The organism is Streptomyces sp. NPDC054883, assembly GCF_053610645.1.
This window is the reverse complement of the sequence record NZ_JBSGYT010000071.1, coordinates 14,802-28,066: the sequence shown is the minus strand read 5'-3', so window position 1 is coordinate 28,066 and position 13,265 is coordinate 14,802. Positions and strand designations below refer to the sequence as shown.

General features: G+C 66.6%; 10 protein-coding genes and 2 pseudogenes. 7 read left to right on the top strand and 5 right to left on the bottom strand.

All coding sequences use genetic code 11. From position 1 onward, the window contains the following. Positions 1-232 precede the first annotated feature (232 nt). Entirely contained in the window at positions 233-784 is a 552-nt protein-coding gene (locus tag ACWGH1_RS33190; RefSeq protein ID WP_453352217.1) for a hypothetical protein, read from the bottom strand. 1,071 nt (positions 785-1,855) lie between these two features. Between ACWGH1_RS33190 and ACWGH1_RS33185 the strand changes: the two genes are divergently transcribed. Beyond that, positions 1,856-3,322 carry an ISL3 family transposase gene (locus ACWGH1_RS33185; RefSeq protein WP_453352216.1) on the top strand — a complete coding sequence of 489 codons (1,467 nt, stop codon included), beginning with the start codon at positions 1,856-1,858 and terminating at the stop codon, positions 3,320-3,322. A 12-nt stretch (positions 3,323-3,334) separates the two neighbouring features. Further along, a complete protein-coding gene (locus ACWGH1_RS33180) occupies positions 3,335-3,736 on the top strand; it encodes an SMI1/KNR4 family protein (RefSeq protein WP_453352215.1) in 402 nt (133 codons plus the stop codon). A gap of 81 nt (positions 3,737-3,817) precedes the next feature. On the opposite strand, the gene ACWGH1_RS33175 is transcribed toward ACWGH1_RS33180, so the two are convergent. Continuing rightward, the gene (locus ACWGH1_RS33175; protein WP_453352214.1) at positions 3,818-3,946 is read right to left on the bottom strand and encodes a hypothetical protein; all 129 of its coding nucleotides are present in this window, start codon (positions 3,944-3,946) and stop codon (positions 3,818-3,820) included. Positions 3,947-6,455: 2,509 nt separating this feature from the next. Between ACWGH1_RS33175 and ACWGH1_RS33170 the strand changes: the two genes are divergently transcribed. Beyond that, positions 6,456-7,394 (top strand): YcxB family protein, encoded by a 939-nt coding sequence (locus ACWGH1_RS33170; RefSeq protein ID WP_453409281.1) that lies wholly within the window; start codon positions 6,456-6,458, stop codon positions 7,392-7,394. A 500-nt stretch (positions 7,395-7,894) separates the two neighbouring features. Here ACWGH1_RS33170 and ACWGH1_RS33165 read toward each other — a convergent pair. After that, positions 7,895-8,437 (bottom strand): annotated as a pseudogene (locus tag ACWGH1_RS33165) (hypothetical protein); the annotation flags it as partial. Between the two features lie 144 nt (positions 8,438-8,581). Here ACWGH1_RS33165 and ACWGH1_RS33160 point away from each other — a divergent pair. Then, positions 8,582-8,899: a hypothetical protein gene (locus ACWGH1_RS33160; RefSeq protein ID WP_453352212.1), complete on the top strand. Its 318-nt coding sequence runs from the start codon at positions 8,582-8,584 to the stop codon at positions 8,897-8,899. Between the two features lie 73 nt (positions 8,900-8,972). Beyond that, positions 8,973-9,244, top strand: a pseudogene (locus ACWGH1_RS33155) (helix-turn-helix domain-containing protein); the annotation flags it as partial. 19 nt (positions 9,245-9,263) lie between these two features. On the opposite strand, the gene ACWGH1_RS33150 reads toward ACWGH1_RS33155, so the two are convergent. Next, positions 9,264-10,013, bottom strand: a complete 750-nt coding sequence (locus tag ACWGH1_RS33150; RefSeq protein ID WP_453352211.1) for an AAA family ATPase — start codon at positions 10,011-10,013, stop codon at positions 9,264-9,266. Positions 10,014-10,080: 67 nt separating this feature from the next. Next, positions 10,081-10,620: a hypothetical protein gene (locus tag ACWGH1_RS33145; protein WP_453352210.1), complete on the bottom strand. Its 540-nt coding sequence runs from the start codon at positions 10,618-10,620 to the stop codon at positions 10,081-10,083. 390 nt (positions 10,621-11,010) lie between these two features. On the opposite strand from ACWGH1_RS33145, the gene ACWGH1_RS33140 reads away from it, so the two are divergent. Together ACWGH1_RS33140 and ACWGH1_RS33135 are read left to right on the top strand one after the other, a co-directional pair. Further along, positions 11,011-12,183, top strand: a complete 1,173-nt coding sequence (locus ACWGH1_RS33140) for a hypothetical protein (protein ID WP_453409280.1) — start codon at positions 11,011-11,013, stop codon at positions 12,181-12,183. Between the two features lie 10 nt (positions 12,184-12,193). Continuing rightward, positions 12,194-13,207: a hypothetical protein gene (locus ACWGH1_RS33135; protein WP_453352208.1), complete on the top strand. Its 1,014-nt coding sequence runs from the start codon at positions 12,194-12,196 to the stop codon at positions 13,205-13,207. Positions 13,208-13,265 lie beyond the last annotated feature (58 nt).

The following is a 13,265-nucleotide window of genomic DNA, read 5'->3' as shown; positions in this document are numbered from 1 at the left end:
ACCCGGTACGACAAGACCGCCCAGTCCTACCAAGCAGCCGTCACCCTCGCATCACTGCTGATGTGGGCGTGACACTTTGACGACAACTCCTAGCGGTTGTGGGCGTTGACGGGAATCGGCATACGGATGAAACAGTGGACTTCGCGATCCGTTACAGCACCAGCCCAGGGCGGAGCCCCGACCCCAGGACTGACTGGCTCGGGCTCAGCGATCTGGACATTCCCTTCCCTGTCTACAACACTTCTTCATCCACCTTGTCCAAGAAAGTGTTCATGGCCTTCAAGTATTTCATTTCTTCGTTAGTGAATTGACTATCGAATTTCTCCCTATCACCGACACTTGCATCTAGAATAATGATCACCAATTTTTCCCGACGCTGAACTGTCTTCATCAAAAGAGCTCTACTTTCCTCCGTTCCCACAAGACGCGCCGTCATCTCAGCCTGAACCAACCGTGTGGTAGCCGGATTGATCCTGTCGTTAAGCCTACGTTCGAGGGCTTCAACCGTTCGCTCTTCGTAGATGAGAGCTGACATTGAGACCATCTCAGTCACGAATGACGTAGAAGCTGTCCCCAGTTGAACGTATGCCGCTCGCCGAATATCGGCCCGCCGGTCATCCGCTGCGGTCTCTTGAATCCTATCTGCCTGGACATAGACAAGCATGCTCCCCACCAGACCCGTCAAAGCCCCGATCACCGCTCCTACAAGCGCAGCGAGAACGCTCCCTTCCCGGATTACCCGGCCAAATCCTCTATTGCGTGCGTTCAGTGCCTCCTGCTCCATACCACACAAGTACCTCAGATAGCAGATCCAGCACCTCAACCACTTCTCTATAATCCCTACGGGGTAAGATAAGCGGCCACCCGGTCCGAGCTCTATAGCTGACCCCGTTTCACGGCTCAGGTCCTGCAGCCCGTTGCTTGGGGCCGCTCCCCCACCCCAGTTCCTTCTGGCTCCTCATCCAGGACAAGCCCGCTCCGCGGGCGCCAGCAGCAGGGACAGCTGGTGTCACGGCCGCAAAGTCATGGGCCGTGCGAGGCACGACCCATGACAGCCTTCCCTGCGCTCCAGTTCCGGCCTGCTACACAGCCAAGCCGCTCACGCCCCCAACCGGGCTTCCTCTCCTCCATGTCACGCTCGTGCTGCCCCTCCGCATTCAGCACCGCATTGGCAGTCAGCGAAGGCACCGTAACCAGAGCCGAACCCTTCGGATAGACGACCGCCTCCCTCTTGTACACCGGGCTGTACAACGTGACCGCGTAAATGTCCTCATGCCCCTCGGACCTGGCCGAATTCAAAGCCGAAGTCGGGAGGGATCGGAGGACGGTACATCCCATATTCCATGTCGTCACCAGCATTGCTCTCAGGCACCCCGGCTCCTCCTGCCGCAAACGACCCCGCACCGGAGCCGCCAAACCACACGGCCCCTACTCGCATACAGGGGAGCCCGTGACCACCACCCATTACCCACAGTGCCCGCCCTATCAATCCGGGCATATGCCAAGCGGGCGACCACAACCCCGCCCCGGCCCGCCGGCCACAGAACGGGGATCGACTCGCCTGATGCCGCGGCAACCGCCGCTGCTCGGGCAGCTGGCAGGCAAAGGGGAACGAGATCGGGCAATGTGGTCGACACCCTGGCTTCGTTGGTGTGAGATGGGATCAGGCACACATTCCGTGAAGGCGATCAACGGCGTTCGGCCACGGTGACGTCCCGTCACCTGGGACCGTGGTGCGGTGTGATGACCTCATAGCGGTGCTGTTTCCGCACTTCAGCGCGGTGCTGGTGGAGCGGGTGTTCCTTGAGTGCGGGACGGTATGAGTCTCGGCCAGGACACGGAGCCGTAGTGTGCCGTGCCCGGACTGCTCGGTTCGGTCGACCCGGGTACCCCGGTTGGTGGTCAGCCGGCGCTGGTCGAGCTGACCGTGCGCCGGCTGTACTGCGAGAACACCGACTGCCTGCGGCGTACGTTTGTCGAACAGGTCGAGGGGCTGACCGTCCGGTATGGCAGACGGACACCGGCGCCACGTCGGCTTCTAGAAGCGGTGGCCGTCGCTCTCGCAGGCCGGGCGGGCAGCCGATTTGCCGTGGCGCTGGGCAGCGCGGTCAGCCGGACGACCCTGTTACGGCTGGTGATGGCCTTGCCCGACCCGCATTGGCCGGAGCCGAGAGTGCTGGGCGTCGATGACTTCGCGACCCGCCGCGGACAGCACTACGGCACCGTGATCATCGACTGCGCGACCGGCCAGCCTCTTGACCTGTTGCCGGGCCGAGATGCGAAGAGGCTGGCGAACTGGCTGCGCAAGCACCCAGGCGTGGAAATCATCTGCCGTGACCGAGGGGGCTCCTACGCGGACGGCGCCCGCACCGGCGCACCACAAGCAGTGCAGGTCGCAGACCGATTCCATATCTGGCAGAACCTCGGCACCGCGGTCGAGACCAGCGTCCGCCGGCACAACGCCTCTCTCAAACCGCCCACCGGACCGGACAGTACCGCGAACATCTCCACTGCCAGCCCGGCAGGCCCGGCCAAGGCGATGTCACCGATCGAAGCCCGAATCCGCGAACGCCACACCATCGTCCACGCCCTTCTCGACCAGGGGCACGGCATCCGCGAGATCGCCCGGGAACTGCACATCGGCGGGAACACCGTCCGCCGCACCGCCCGCGCCGAAACCCCCGAACAGCTGCTGACCGGACGACATCAACCACGACCCAGCCAGCTCGACCCCTACAAGGCCCACCTGGACAAGCGCTGGTCAGAGGGCTGCACGAACGCTATCGACCTGCACGCTGAACTCCAGGGACTCGGCTACCAAGGCCACTACCAGACGATCAGCGACTACCTGCGGCCCCGCCGCCGGCAGCGCATCCGTGTCGTCGGCCCGGCACCACCAGGCGTCCGCCAGATCACCGGATGGATGATGCGTCACCCCGACCGACTCCGGGACGAAGACCGCCAACAGCTCACTGAAGTCCTCGCTCGCAGCCCCGAACTCGATGCCATGAGCCGCCTCGTCCGTGGGTTCGCCGAGATTCTCACCACCCGCTCCGGCCAGCACCTCAAGGACTGGATCGCCGCCGTCCGCGCCGAAGACCTGCCCGGCCTGCACAGCTTCGCCACTGGCCTGGAGAAGGACTGGGACGCCGTCATCCAGGGCCTGACCAGCCACTGGAACTCCGGGCCCGTCGAAGGCCGCGTCAACCACATCAAGATGGTCAAGCGCCAGATGTTCGGACGGGCCACGCTCCCGTTGCTGCGCAAGCGAGTCCTGCTTACCGCGAGGCAGCCGGGCGTCAGGAGTGCGAGCTGTGCTTGATAGATCGACGTCATGAGCTCGAACGACGACCAGATAGCGCAGGCCGAGAGCCGACTCGGAGTCAGGTTCCCCGACGACTACCGGAACTTCCTGGCCACGGAAGGGAGCACGAGTCGATTCGTTCTTCCTGCGGACGACTTCCTGATGATCAATGCCATAGCGGAGCTCGTCGATGTCAACGAGGCAGGCGACATCCAAAAACGCTTCCCCGGCGGCGTCGTCATCGGCGGGGACGGTGGCCGCGAGATGCTCACCTACGACTTCCGACAGGAGGCGCCGGCTCTCGTCCTGCTCGACAACTCCGCCCAGGACTGGTCGGCCGCAATCCACCAGGCCACCTCGCTGTCTGCCTTACTTGAACAGTTCCCCGAGCACGGGTGGAAATGGGACGACGCTGAGCCCTCGCCTCACTGACAGTCGCCTTCACGGAATATGTGCCTGATCCCCGAAGACACCCGCACCATTCGCACCGACGACCTCGACGACGACAAGGGCCTAACATCCGCCGATGTCGAGATCACGGTTGCCCAGCAGCCCCAGCAGCCCCAGCACGAAGCTGGAGCTGCAGGCCGACAGGAGCCTGGCCGTGTACACCCCGCAGCCAGGGTTCGAAGGCTCGGACACCTTCGACTACACCGTCAAGCTGCGCGGCAAGCCCGAAACTGGCCTCCGTTGCCCAGGTGCCGGGGGCACCAACCCACAAGCCGGGTGCTCAACTCGATGGTGTGGGCGTCGTCGGTCGCTCGAAGCGTCGCCTTGGTCGGATACCTCGTGCGGAGCAGGGAGCGTGACGCCGACTGGCGGACTCCGTTAGGGGTGCTGTGTCAACTCTCGTTGCCCCAGCTCCAACCGTACTGCCCTTCCTGTTGACGACTCAGCAGGGCCAACTTGCAGCATTCTGCTGTCGTACGTGGCAGCACTCCTCCCTGCTGCCTCCGACGCTCCGCTGCTTGCGGTCGTCGTGGCCATCCGGGCGGCCCGGGGCGGTACCCAACCTCACCGGCCAGGACCTGCGGTCGCTAAAGCTCGCCCATCCGGCTCAGGCGGTGGCCGAACTGCGCGACCTGGAGTGGCAGGTCCCCGACCAGCTGCTCGACGGAGCCCCGGAGCTTCCTGTCGCGGTGACGGTGTCGGCTTTGGCAGCCGACGCGGACCACCCCCTGCCCTGTGGCAAGCAACCACGCTCCCGGGTATCAGGCTGGACCGCTCGCACGTTGGCCGCCAAGCCACTCCGGAAAACCACCCCGACGGTACGGCTCGCAGCCCTGTTCCTGGCAGCGCACGCTTCCTCCAAGCTCAACGGAACGCTGCCAAGTGACCTCCCCGAAGCCTGCCGTGCCGTGCTGCCCGAGCTGCTGAAAAAAGCTTTCTCACCGAGCTGTCCGGTGACCGCTACCGCCTCGATGCAGGAGTGCGCCACCTCGCCGGGATGCTCCCCCACCCCCCAGCCGACTCGGCCTCGCCCACACCGCAAAAGCCGCCCCGTGTCGTCAACCCGCCGCAGATCGATCCGGCGATCTGGGCGGGGTGGAAGGCCAAGGCCCGCCCGGGGCTGCGGCGCCACACCGAGACTGTCGAGCACTGTGCCGTGTGCTTGTTGCCCTTGGGCCACGTAGTGACTGCCTTCACGGCCCCCGGACCTCACCTCCCAAAGCCGCGAAACGTCCAGGAATCATACAGAGCCTGGAAGGAGGCGAACCCGGAGCGAGGGGGGTTGGCCGCTCAGTTCACAGTGGCCTTCCGTGCTGAACACGGCCACGGACCTTCCTACGCTCAGCTGTGCGAGGGACTGGGGTGGAGTCTGACCCGGAACCTGCGCATCTTCGTGATCGGCCGGCTTGTGACGAACGGATGGCTCTCGGAGACCGCACCGGTGCCGTGGACTCTGCGACCGGGAGAGACCGCCAACGCCCACGGAATCGTCCTGCCTGCCCCGCGCTGAAACCGCACGCGTCCGTGGGCGCCGCCTCGCGCCGCTACGGGACCCGCCGTACCCTCACCAGGCCCTCCACTCTGTGCGCACGGTCAGGAGCGGGTTCAGGAACGAGGAGCCCGCTGGGCTCGTTGTCGGGCAGCGGTTTTCGCCCGGCGGCTCCTGCATGGGTCGATGCCGTGGTCCGCCGGATCGCTCGCGAGCAACGGTGCGGAAAGGCGTTGGATCCTTCGGTCCAGGTCGAGGGTCAGGCGCCTTCGTTCCCCGGCACGAATCGCGGCGAGCGTATGCGTGCTGGTGCTCAGCTCGGCGGCCAGGAAGCTGGTCGGCCACCCTCGTTCCGCGAGGGCTTGCAGGCTGGCGGCCGCCTTGTCCGCATCGACCAGCCCAGGCAGAAGCCGATCCCGTCTGAAGACACTGCTCAGCGGGATCCCTAGGATGGCTTCCGAGGTGGCACGGTGAATCCCGCTCGGCCGCTCCCCCGCCGGTCGCAGTAGCCGCCTCACAAGCGTGACGGCGACTCCCGAGATCTCTGCGATGTCCGCGGCCGACAGGCCCGTCTCCAGCACCGGCAGGCATGATCAGCGGCCTCGCCGGCGGAGACCCGGGCGGGCCGCCCGGCCTTCAGCTTACGCGTACGCCGGGCACGATCCCGACGCGCCGCAGCCGTGCACTCGGGACGCGTACAGCCGTAATCCGCGCAGGAAGGGCTGCCATGCCGGACCCGCGACCGCTCCGGCCGCCTGCCGCCCTTGACCACGGGAACGGCACCAGTCGTCGCAGGCGGCGGGGAAGATATCGAATCCATACACGGCTGATTCTGCCCTGATGCGGCTATTTGAACTACCTGCGGACGGGCACCGCATGGGTGGGGCTGCCCGATAGGCAGCCAAATCAGAGCCGTGGTGGCCAGTTCAGGGTGCGCGCAGCGCATCGCGTGAGTGACGCCGTAGGCGCCCTTGATGGCCCCGGGGGCCTACCACAGACACCAGCCGCAAAGCAGCGGTCAGGACTTTGCGACCGCGGTCTTCTTGGGCTCGCGGGCAGGGGCTTGGTCTTGTCAAGGTGCCTGTACACCGTCGACCGCGGCACTGCGAGCATTACGTGACCTCGATGACGTAGGGCGGGACCACCGCCAGGTCGCCGGAGCGGCTGGGAAAGCCTCTAGGATCCGGTTGATCACCGAACCGGGGAGGGAACATGGCCGAGGGCCGGGAAACGGACGCGGTCGCCGCCAGACCGGTGGAGCTGGCCTACCGGCCGACCGTCGGCGAATTGGCGTCCGCGCTGCGGGCACGCAGGAGGAGCACCGGCGCGGGACGCTTTCAGCGCGGGGCGTTGGTGTGGACGGTGGCGGTCACGACCGTCGGCGCCCTGCTGTCAGCGACTGGCTCCGCCCACCGGGACACACCGTGGCCGCTTTATGCGGGGGTGGTGCTCTTCGTTGTCTTCATGACTGCAGTGCCGTGGTTGCAGGCGCGCCGCCTCCACCGGCTCGCCGAGCGGCAGGGGGACATTTGCGGGACGGTCGACGACACCGGGGTCCGGCTCACCACCGCGCACAGCTCGGCCAGCCACAACTGGCACCTCTACTCGCGCTATGCCGAAACGCCGGAACTGTTCGTACTTCTCAGCGCCGACAAGTCCGCCATCGGCTTCGCCGTCCTGCCCAAGCGAGCCGTGGCGGACTCGGAGGAGGTGGACCGGCTACGGGCGGTCCTCGACCGGCGGCTCGTGCGCGCGGACGACGCCGAGGCGCCCGGAGTCCCACGGAACCGGGGCCGGGCCGTCGGCCGCGGGGTCGGCTCTGTGGGACTGTTGCTGCTGGGGCTGCTGCTGTTCTTCTTCGCCTTCGCCGCCGTCCAACACGCCGCGCACCCAGGCCGTTTTCCCGGGATCCAGAACAACACCGCCCCGATATCGGCCGTCATGCTGGGGCTGGGGGCGGTTGCGGTCGCCGGGGCTTGGTGGCTCGTCCGGCGGATGACGGCCATGCGGATCGTGACCGCCGTGCTCGCCGTCCTTGTCCTGCTGGCCGGTGGCGCCGCCCTGTACCGCGTTGGGCCGATGCTCCACTGCTGGGGCTCGGACCGGATCGCCCGCGGGTCCGAAGGCTCCTACGTCTGCTACGACTTCTGAGCGGGCCAGGGTCTCCAAGCCGGCCCGGAGATCATCTTTTCTGCGGCCCGCCGTTCACTGAATTTCCCCAGTCCGTTGAGAGCCCGACCGAGTGGGGCGAAGAGCATTTCTGGTCGTTTTCAGGAATCCCCATCAGCCTGCTCACTGCCCTGTCGTGGCAGTCCTCTCATCGCAACCGCAGGCGTGGGGCACCGCTTCCCGGTCGTTCGGCCCAAGTGAGAAGGCGGGTGGCGGCCGCCGAGTTGGCAAGCGCCGTGGGCTGCGCGAAGCCGGCCTGCCCTGCCAGCCGCCACCACGCAGTGGATCGACAGCCCCGACGCCCTCCGCGCCCCCTGCTCCACACCCGCCGTGCCCGCACCGGCCGATGGCCTCCGCCTCATCGCCGCGTGGAGGCGGAGGCTGGACCGCACACGAATCGAGGCCCGGACCGCATGTGGTCCGGGCCCCGATTTCACCCTGGCCGGCTGTACAGCCGCCGGGCCGTGAGGTCACTGGGTGCCGGTGCTCTGCGGCAGCTGGAGGGCCACATCTCCGTGGATCGAGGTGAGTTGCAGGATGGTGTCACCAGTCTTGCCGGTGGTGGCGGCAAGACCGCCCGAGGCGGACTGGACGTTGCGGGTGAGTGTGCCGGTGCCGGCGTCCTCGGTGATCCAGCCAGGGTTGTCGCCGTTGCTGTCGTAGTGGTTGACCTTTACCCCGGTCTGAGTCCAACTGGAGCCGCTACTGACCTCCGTCGTCCAGGAACGGAAGCGCAGCGCAGCGTCGAGCTGCCAGGTCTGGCGCTTGCCGTCCGTGGATTGCTGGTAGGCCAGGTCGTTGGCGTAGTAGCCGACCGTACCGTTGCCGGGAATCGAGGTGGTGCGACCGAAGGCGTCGTAGACGTAGCCGGGGTCGACAATTCGATCGGCGCTGTCGTAGGTGTGGGTCGTGGTCGTGCCGCCGGTGGTCAGGCAGTCCGCTCCGGGGGCACTGGCCGCGGTGGCCAGCGAGATTCGGTTGGCCCGCTTGTCGAATCCGTACGATCGCGTCGTGCTGCATCTCGTCGGTGTACCTCACATACGTCAGGACCGGCCATCGATCCGGGTGCTTTGCTCACGGGTTGTGGCTCTGGCTCAAGTTCTGTGGTCGGTGACGCTGCGTGGTGATCGATGTTTCGGTTTGGCTGCCTTACGGGCTCGTTGTCAGCGGTGAGTGCCATGATCGGTTGTATGGGAGCTCTCTTTGGCTACTACACCGCTGCTGATGATGAAGACGCCGTTCGGGCTGTGGTTCGTGAGGACGGACAGCCGATGGGAACGGGGTACGACTCATTCGTCATGAAGGGCGTCGATCCGGTGGTTGAGCTGCTGCCAGCAGAGGTGCTCGTTACTGGGCGCTCTGCCGATGCCATCGAGGCTGATCCGCGGCATGGGCATTTGGTCGGAATGGTGGGTGACGGCGAGGTTATCAGCCTGACCCTCACTGAGCTTCTTCGAGTTGGCCACCGATCGGGTGATGGGCCGTGAAACGCAACGGACGAGGCCCCCGAGCTGTTGATCGAGATGTCTGACGTCTCAATCACGTTGCTCGGAGGCCTAGTTGGTCATCCATCCTGCCGCACTTGACCTGCCGCATGCGCTCGTGGAGTGGGTCACCATGCTGGTTGTCACTCGTGAGGGCGACCGGTGCTGCAAACTCCGACCGTCCCAGCGGGCGATGGTGGCACTGGTGTACCTACGAGAGCACACCACTCTGGCGAAGATCGCCGCCGGGTTCGGGATCAGCGAGTCCACCGCCCACGCCTACACCCGCACGGTCGTCGACCTGCTTGCCGAACACCGGGTCTGCTCAAGACGCTGCGCGAGCACGACCGCAGCGTGGCGGGTGTGGTCATGCGAGGCGGCTGAAGGCCCAGCGCAACAGGTCGCGGTCCGGGCGGGGGCGGCCGGTGCGCTCCAGGGCGGTGCGCATGTGGGCCGTGAGCTGGGCCCAGGCACGGAAGTTGCCGTGGGCGGCCTGTTCGTCCGCAAAGGTGATGTCGGCGGGGTCGGCGTCCTCCCAGACGGGGTGGAAGAGAGGGACGACGTCGAGGACCTCTTCGGGGGTTAGGCGGGTGAACTGCTGCCAGATGAAGATCCGGGAGGAGAGCATCGGCTCGCGGCGCAGCACAGTATGGGGACCGGCGCCGCCGACGAAGACGATCGCGATCTGCGTTGCGGGCTCGTCCCAGAGGTAGCGGAAATACTCGAACGCCTCCCCGTTGAGCCACTGCGCCTCATCGACAAGGAACGTGCGGGGCCGCTGGGACAGGGCGGTCTTGAGTAGGCGGTCGAACTCGCTGGGATGGCGGGGAGGCTCACCAGGCAGGCGCAGCGTCTCGAACAGCTTGTAGCGCACCGCGCGAGCGGTCGGACGAGCGCGGAAAGTGACCCGACAGACTTCCTCACCGCGGGCGTCCTCCAGCTCGTACAGGGACGTGTTGACCGCGAGAGTCTTACCGAAGCCCGCGTTGCCGTGGATGCACATCATCGCCCGCGCAGCGACCGTGTCGGCGATGTTCTCCCTCGCGGTGAGCAGCGCCCGGGTGGTCACGATGGACGCGTCCGGGAGATCGACGTACTGGTAGGTGGGGGCGGTCACCGCGGTCCTCCCTCGGTGGCGCCGGAATCACGTTTTTGGGTGGCGCGGCGGACCGCGTCGGTGATGGTCATCCCAGCCGGTAGGCCATCGCGGTACTCTGCGTGGCTTCCCCGAGGGCTTCGGAGAACGGCTCGGGCTGGGGCGGGTACGTCATCGGCAGGAAGCTCCCTCGGCCAAGGTCAGCGCGTACGGGACGGGCCTGGCCGTCCGGGATCCGGGCGCGGCCGGACCGGTACACCGGTAACGGGTGTGGCGGTCGGCAGGCCACGGCCCGCGGGGCGCACCACCCGACCGGTACGCGCTGCGTGGTCGGTGGCGGGGTGCCGGTCAGGCCGGCTGCTTCCCGCAGCAGGATCGCGGCCTCGGCAGCGGCTTTCGCCTGCGCGCGGAAGGCCTGCGCCCGGTGCCAGGACACGGCGGCCTCCACCGCCTCAACGAGCGCGATCAGCAGCGTGAGGACGACTGCGGCGCCGCCCCCGCGTGCGGCGCGCGGGGCGTGTTCCAAGGCCCGGATCGAGGCGCGCCATCCTGCTCGCGCGCGGCCTTCCAGGGAGCGGGCGCCGGGTGCGCGGGCGGCCTGCTCGAAGGCGTCGGCCGACGCCTGCACCCGCTTCCGGACGAGCGCTGGGAGTGTGCGGCGGCCACGGCCAGGAACGATGGCCCGCGCCGCGGACGCCCGGCGCCTAGCCGACCTCATCGCCCGCCCCACCTGCCCTGGACCTGGCCATCGACCGTCTGGCAGATGCTTTCAACGACATCGGGATCCACGAAAGCAGCAAGGGCCTCACCGCCCTGGACACCGAAAACGCCTGGCGACTTTGGACGGTCCTGACCACCGACCCCCGCAATTCAACATCAGGCATCACCCGTACGGCCTAACGGGTATGGCGGGGCGGTTCGGGGAGGCGGAGCGTCGAGAGGGGGCTCGGCGGACGAACAGGAACGGACCGGGATCATGGGAGTAGGAGCGCTCGGCGGGAACGAGAAGATGGTCACGGTGATCGAGGTGACCTTGCGCGGCGGCAAATGGGTGTACAGGGATCTCAATTTCTCTCTGCCGGCGCCCGAGAATTCCGCCGAGGACTCAACGGAATCGCCGGGTGCCCCCGGGCCGCCCAGGCCGGTCGCACCGTTCGCCTCTCCTCGCAACGGCACGGCGTCGGTGACAGTGGGGAAGGACTCCCAGCGCATCTACTACGCGGACACCTACGGCAGCATCATCGAGCTGGCGGTCGACGGCAAGGACGTGCGGTGGCGGAACTTCACCGCTGATGTCGGTGCGCCGATCGCCGGCGTCGGGAGTCCGCTGGCAGCCACGGTGCAGGGCGGCGTCACGGTCCATTACTTCGACGCGGCGAACCGTCTGGTGCGGCTATGGCACAAGAACGGGAATACCTGGACCGTGCGCACCTATAACAAGCCGCCGAAGGCTTCGGCCGCCAGTCCGTTGGCGGCGACGGTCACCGACGATGTCCGCAGGGTGCTCATCTATTACATGAATACGCGCAACCAGCTCTTGGAAGTGTCCTGGACGCACAACAAAGAACCCTTGGTGACCAACCTCAGCACATGGATCAGTGGTCCGCTTCCGATGTCTCCTGTCAGCCCGCTCGCGGCCGTCGGATTCGCCTCGGACATCCGGCGGATCTACTACCTGGACGTCAACAACAGTCCCATCCAGCTCGCCCACAACGTCGATGCGCCGACCAACCAGTACCCGACGGGTCGCAAGTGGTGGTCCTGGGCGAACCTGACACAGGCTGCGGGCGCCAAGTACGCCCTTGACGGCGACCCGATGGTCGTCGCGCTCACCAGAACCTCGCAGCCCCGCGTGTATTACCAGGACTGGGCCGGCAACGTCGCCGCGTTGGCCTGGTCCGGGATCGGATGGTCCTACAGCACTCCGGGTGAACTCGCCAACGGCGAAGCCGGCGCCCCGACCGCCGCGCCCGCCGGCGCGTTGGCGGCGGTCCTGTCCGCCGACGACGTCAAGCAATTCCTGTTCTACCTGGACCGGAGCGACCATCTGATCTCTCTGCAATGGACCGGGCGCTTGTGGTACTCCGTCGATCTGAGCGCGGAGCTGCGCCTCCCGCCGACCGCGCACGCCTGCCCGATCTCGGCCGTCTTCGATGGCGATCCGTATGCGTACTACCTCAGTTCGGAGTAGGGGACAGGCCATGCAGCTGAACGAGACATACCGGAAAGCCCTCGCCGGAACCCTGCGGTCCACCTCCCGGGGTAACGAGGGGATATTGGTCATCACCAACGACACCTCCGTTCATCTCGACGTCTTCTGGGTCGACGAACAGGGCGACCACTCTGGTTTCAACAAGCGGACGAAGTTCTGGGAGGCGGGATACCCGGGCACCCGGTTGGCTCCCGGTGGCGGCCAGCTGGTGGTCAGCTCGTGGCCCGGCAACTACTGGCTCGCCCGCGTCTCGTCCTCCGGCGCGTTCGCCGCCGTCATCGAAATGGCCGACCGCAACAGGCAGCTGAGCACCATCTCGGGCGGGGACCTACTGGACCCGAACGACATCGGTGGGATTCCGATGCCCAACCCGTCGATCGTCGTACCTCCCGACGGGCCTAGAGTGCTCGTGGGCACCGGCATGCTCCCGATCGGTAACACGGTGACGCGTGAACAGTTCTGGCAACGCCAGCCGGAGTCCTACAGCATCGCGCCCGGGCAGAAGAAGACGGTCAGCTACACGGTAATTTCGGGCATGCAGGATAGTTCGTCCGACGAAAGCAGCGTCACCAAATCGGTCAGCGCCAGTGCGAGCGCCGGCTGGGGCCCCATCAGCGCGTCGGTCTCAGCCGCTCTGAGCAGCTCGTCGACCACCACTCAGCAGCTCACCGTATCGACCCAGACCACCTCGTTCGTTTCGAACGAGTATGACAACGAGGGCAACGACCACCCGGAGATGGTGCTCGTCTGGCAGCTGGTGGATGTGGTGACCATCTTCACCCCCAAGGGGGCCGTGCTGTCCTCGATCGTCTCCGGGACCCAGCCCGCCCTGGTCTCCGGCCCCTTCAATGTCGACGACCTCCCGGAGCCGGAGCCGAACCAGTCGGTCAGGGCGGACCCGGCCGAGGACGATCCGGCCGGGGAGCAGGTCCGCGGCGGCGGAGGGCGCAAGCGTCCGACCCTCTCCTCGATCGAGCCGGCACCGGCGGACCCGCAACGGTGAGCGGGTGGGGGAACCTCCGGCGAAGCCGTGTCCTCATGGGAAGGGGACATCGATAAAC

What these genes read in the sequence shown, in the direction of transcription:
- ACWGH1_RS33190 (WP_453352217.1), bottom strand. Translation starts at nt 784, where the DNA reads ATGGAGCAGGAGGCACTGAACGCACGCAATAGAGGATTTGGCCGGGTA.
- ACWGH1_RS33170 (WP_453409281.1), top strand. Translation starts at nt 6,456, where the DNA reads ATGGCCGAGGGCCGGGAAACGGACGCGGTCGCCGCCAGACCGGTGGAG.
- ACWGH1_RS33135 (WP_453352208.1), top strand. Translation starts at nt 12,194, where the DNA reads ATGCAGCTGAACGAGACATACCGGAAAGCCCTCGCCGGAACCCTGCGG.
- ACWGH1_RS33180 (WP_453352215.1), top strand. Translation starts at nt 3,335, where the DNA reads ATGAGCTCGAACGACGACCAGATAGCGCAGGCCGAGAGCCGACTCGGA.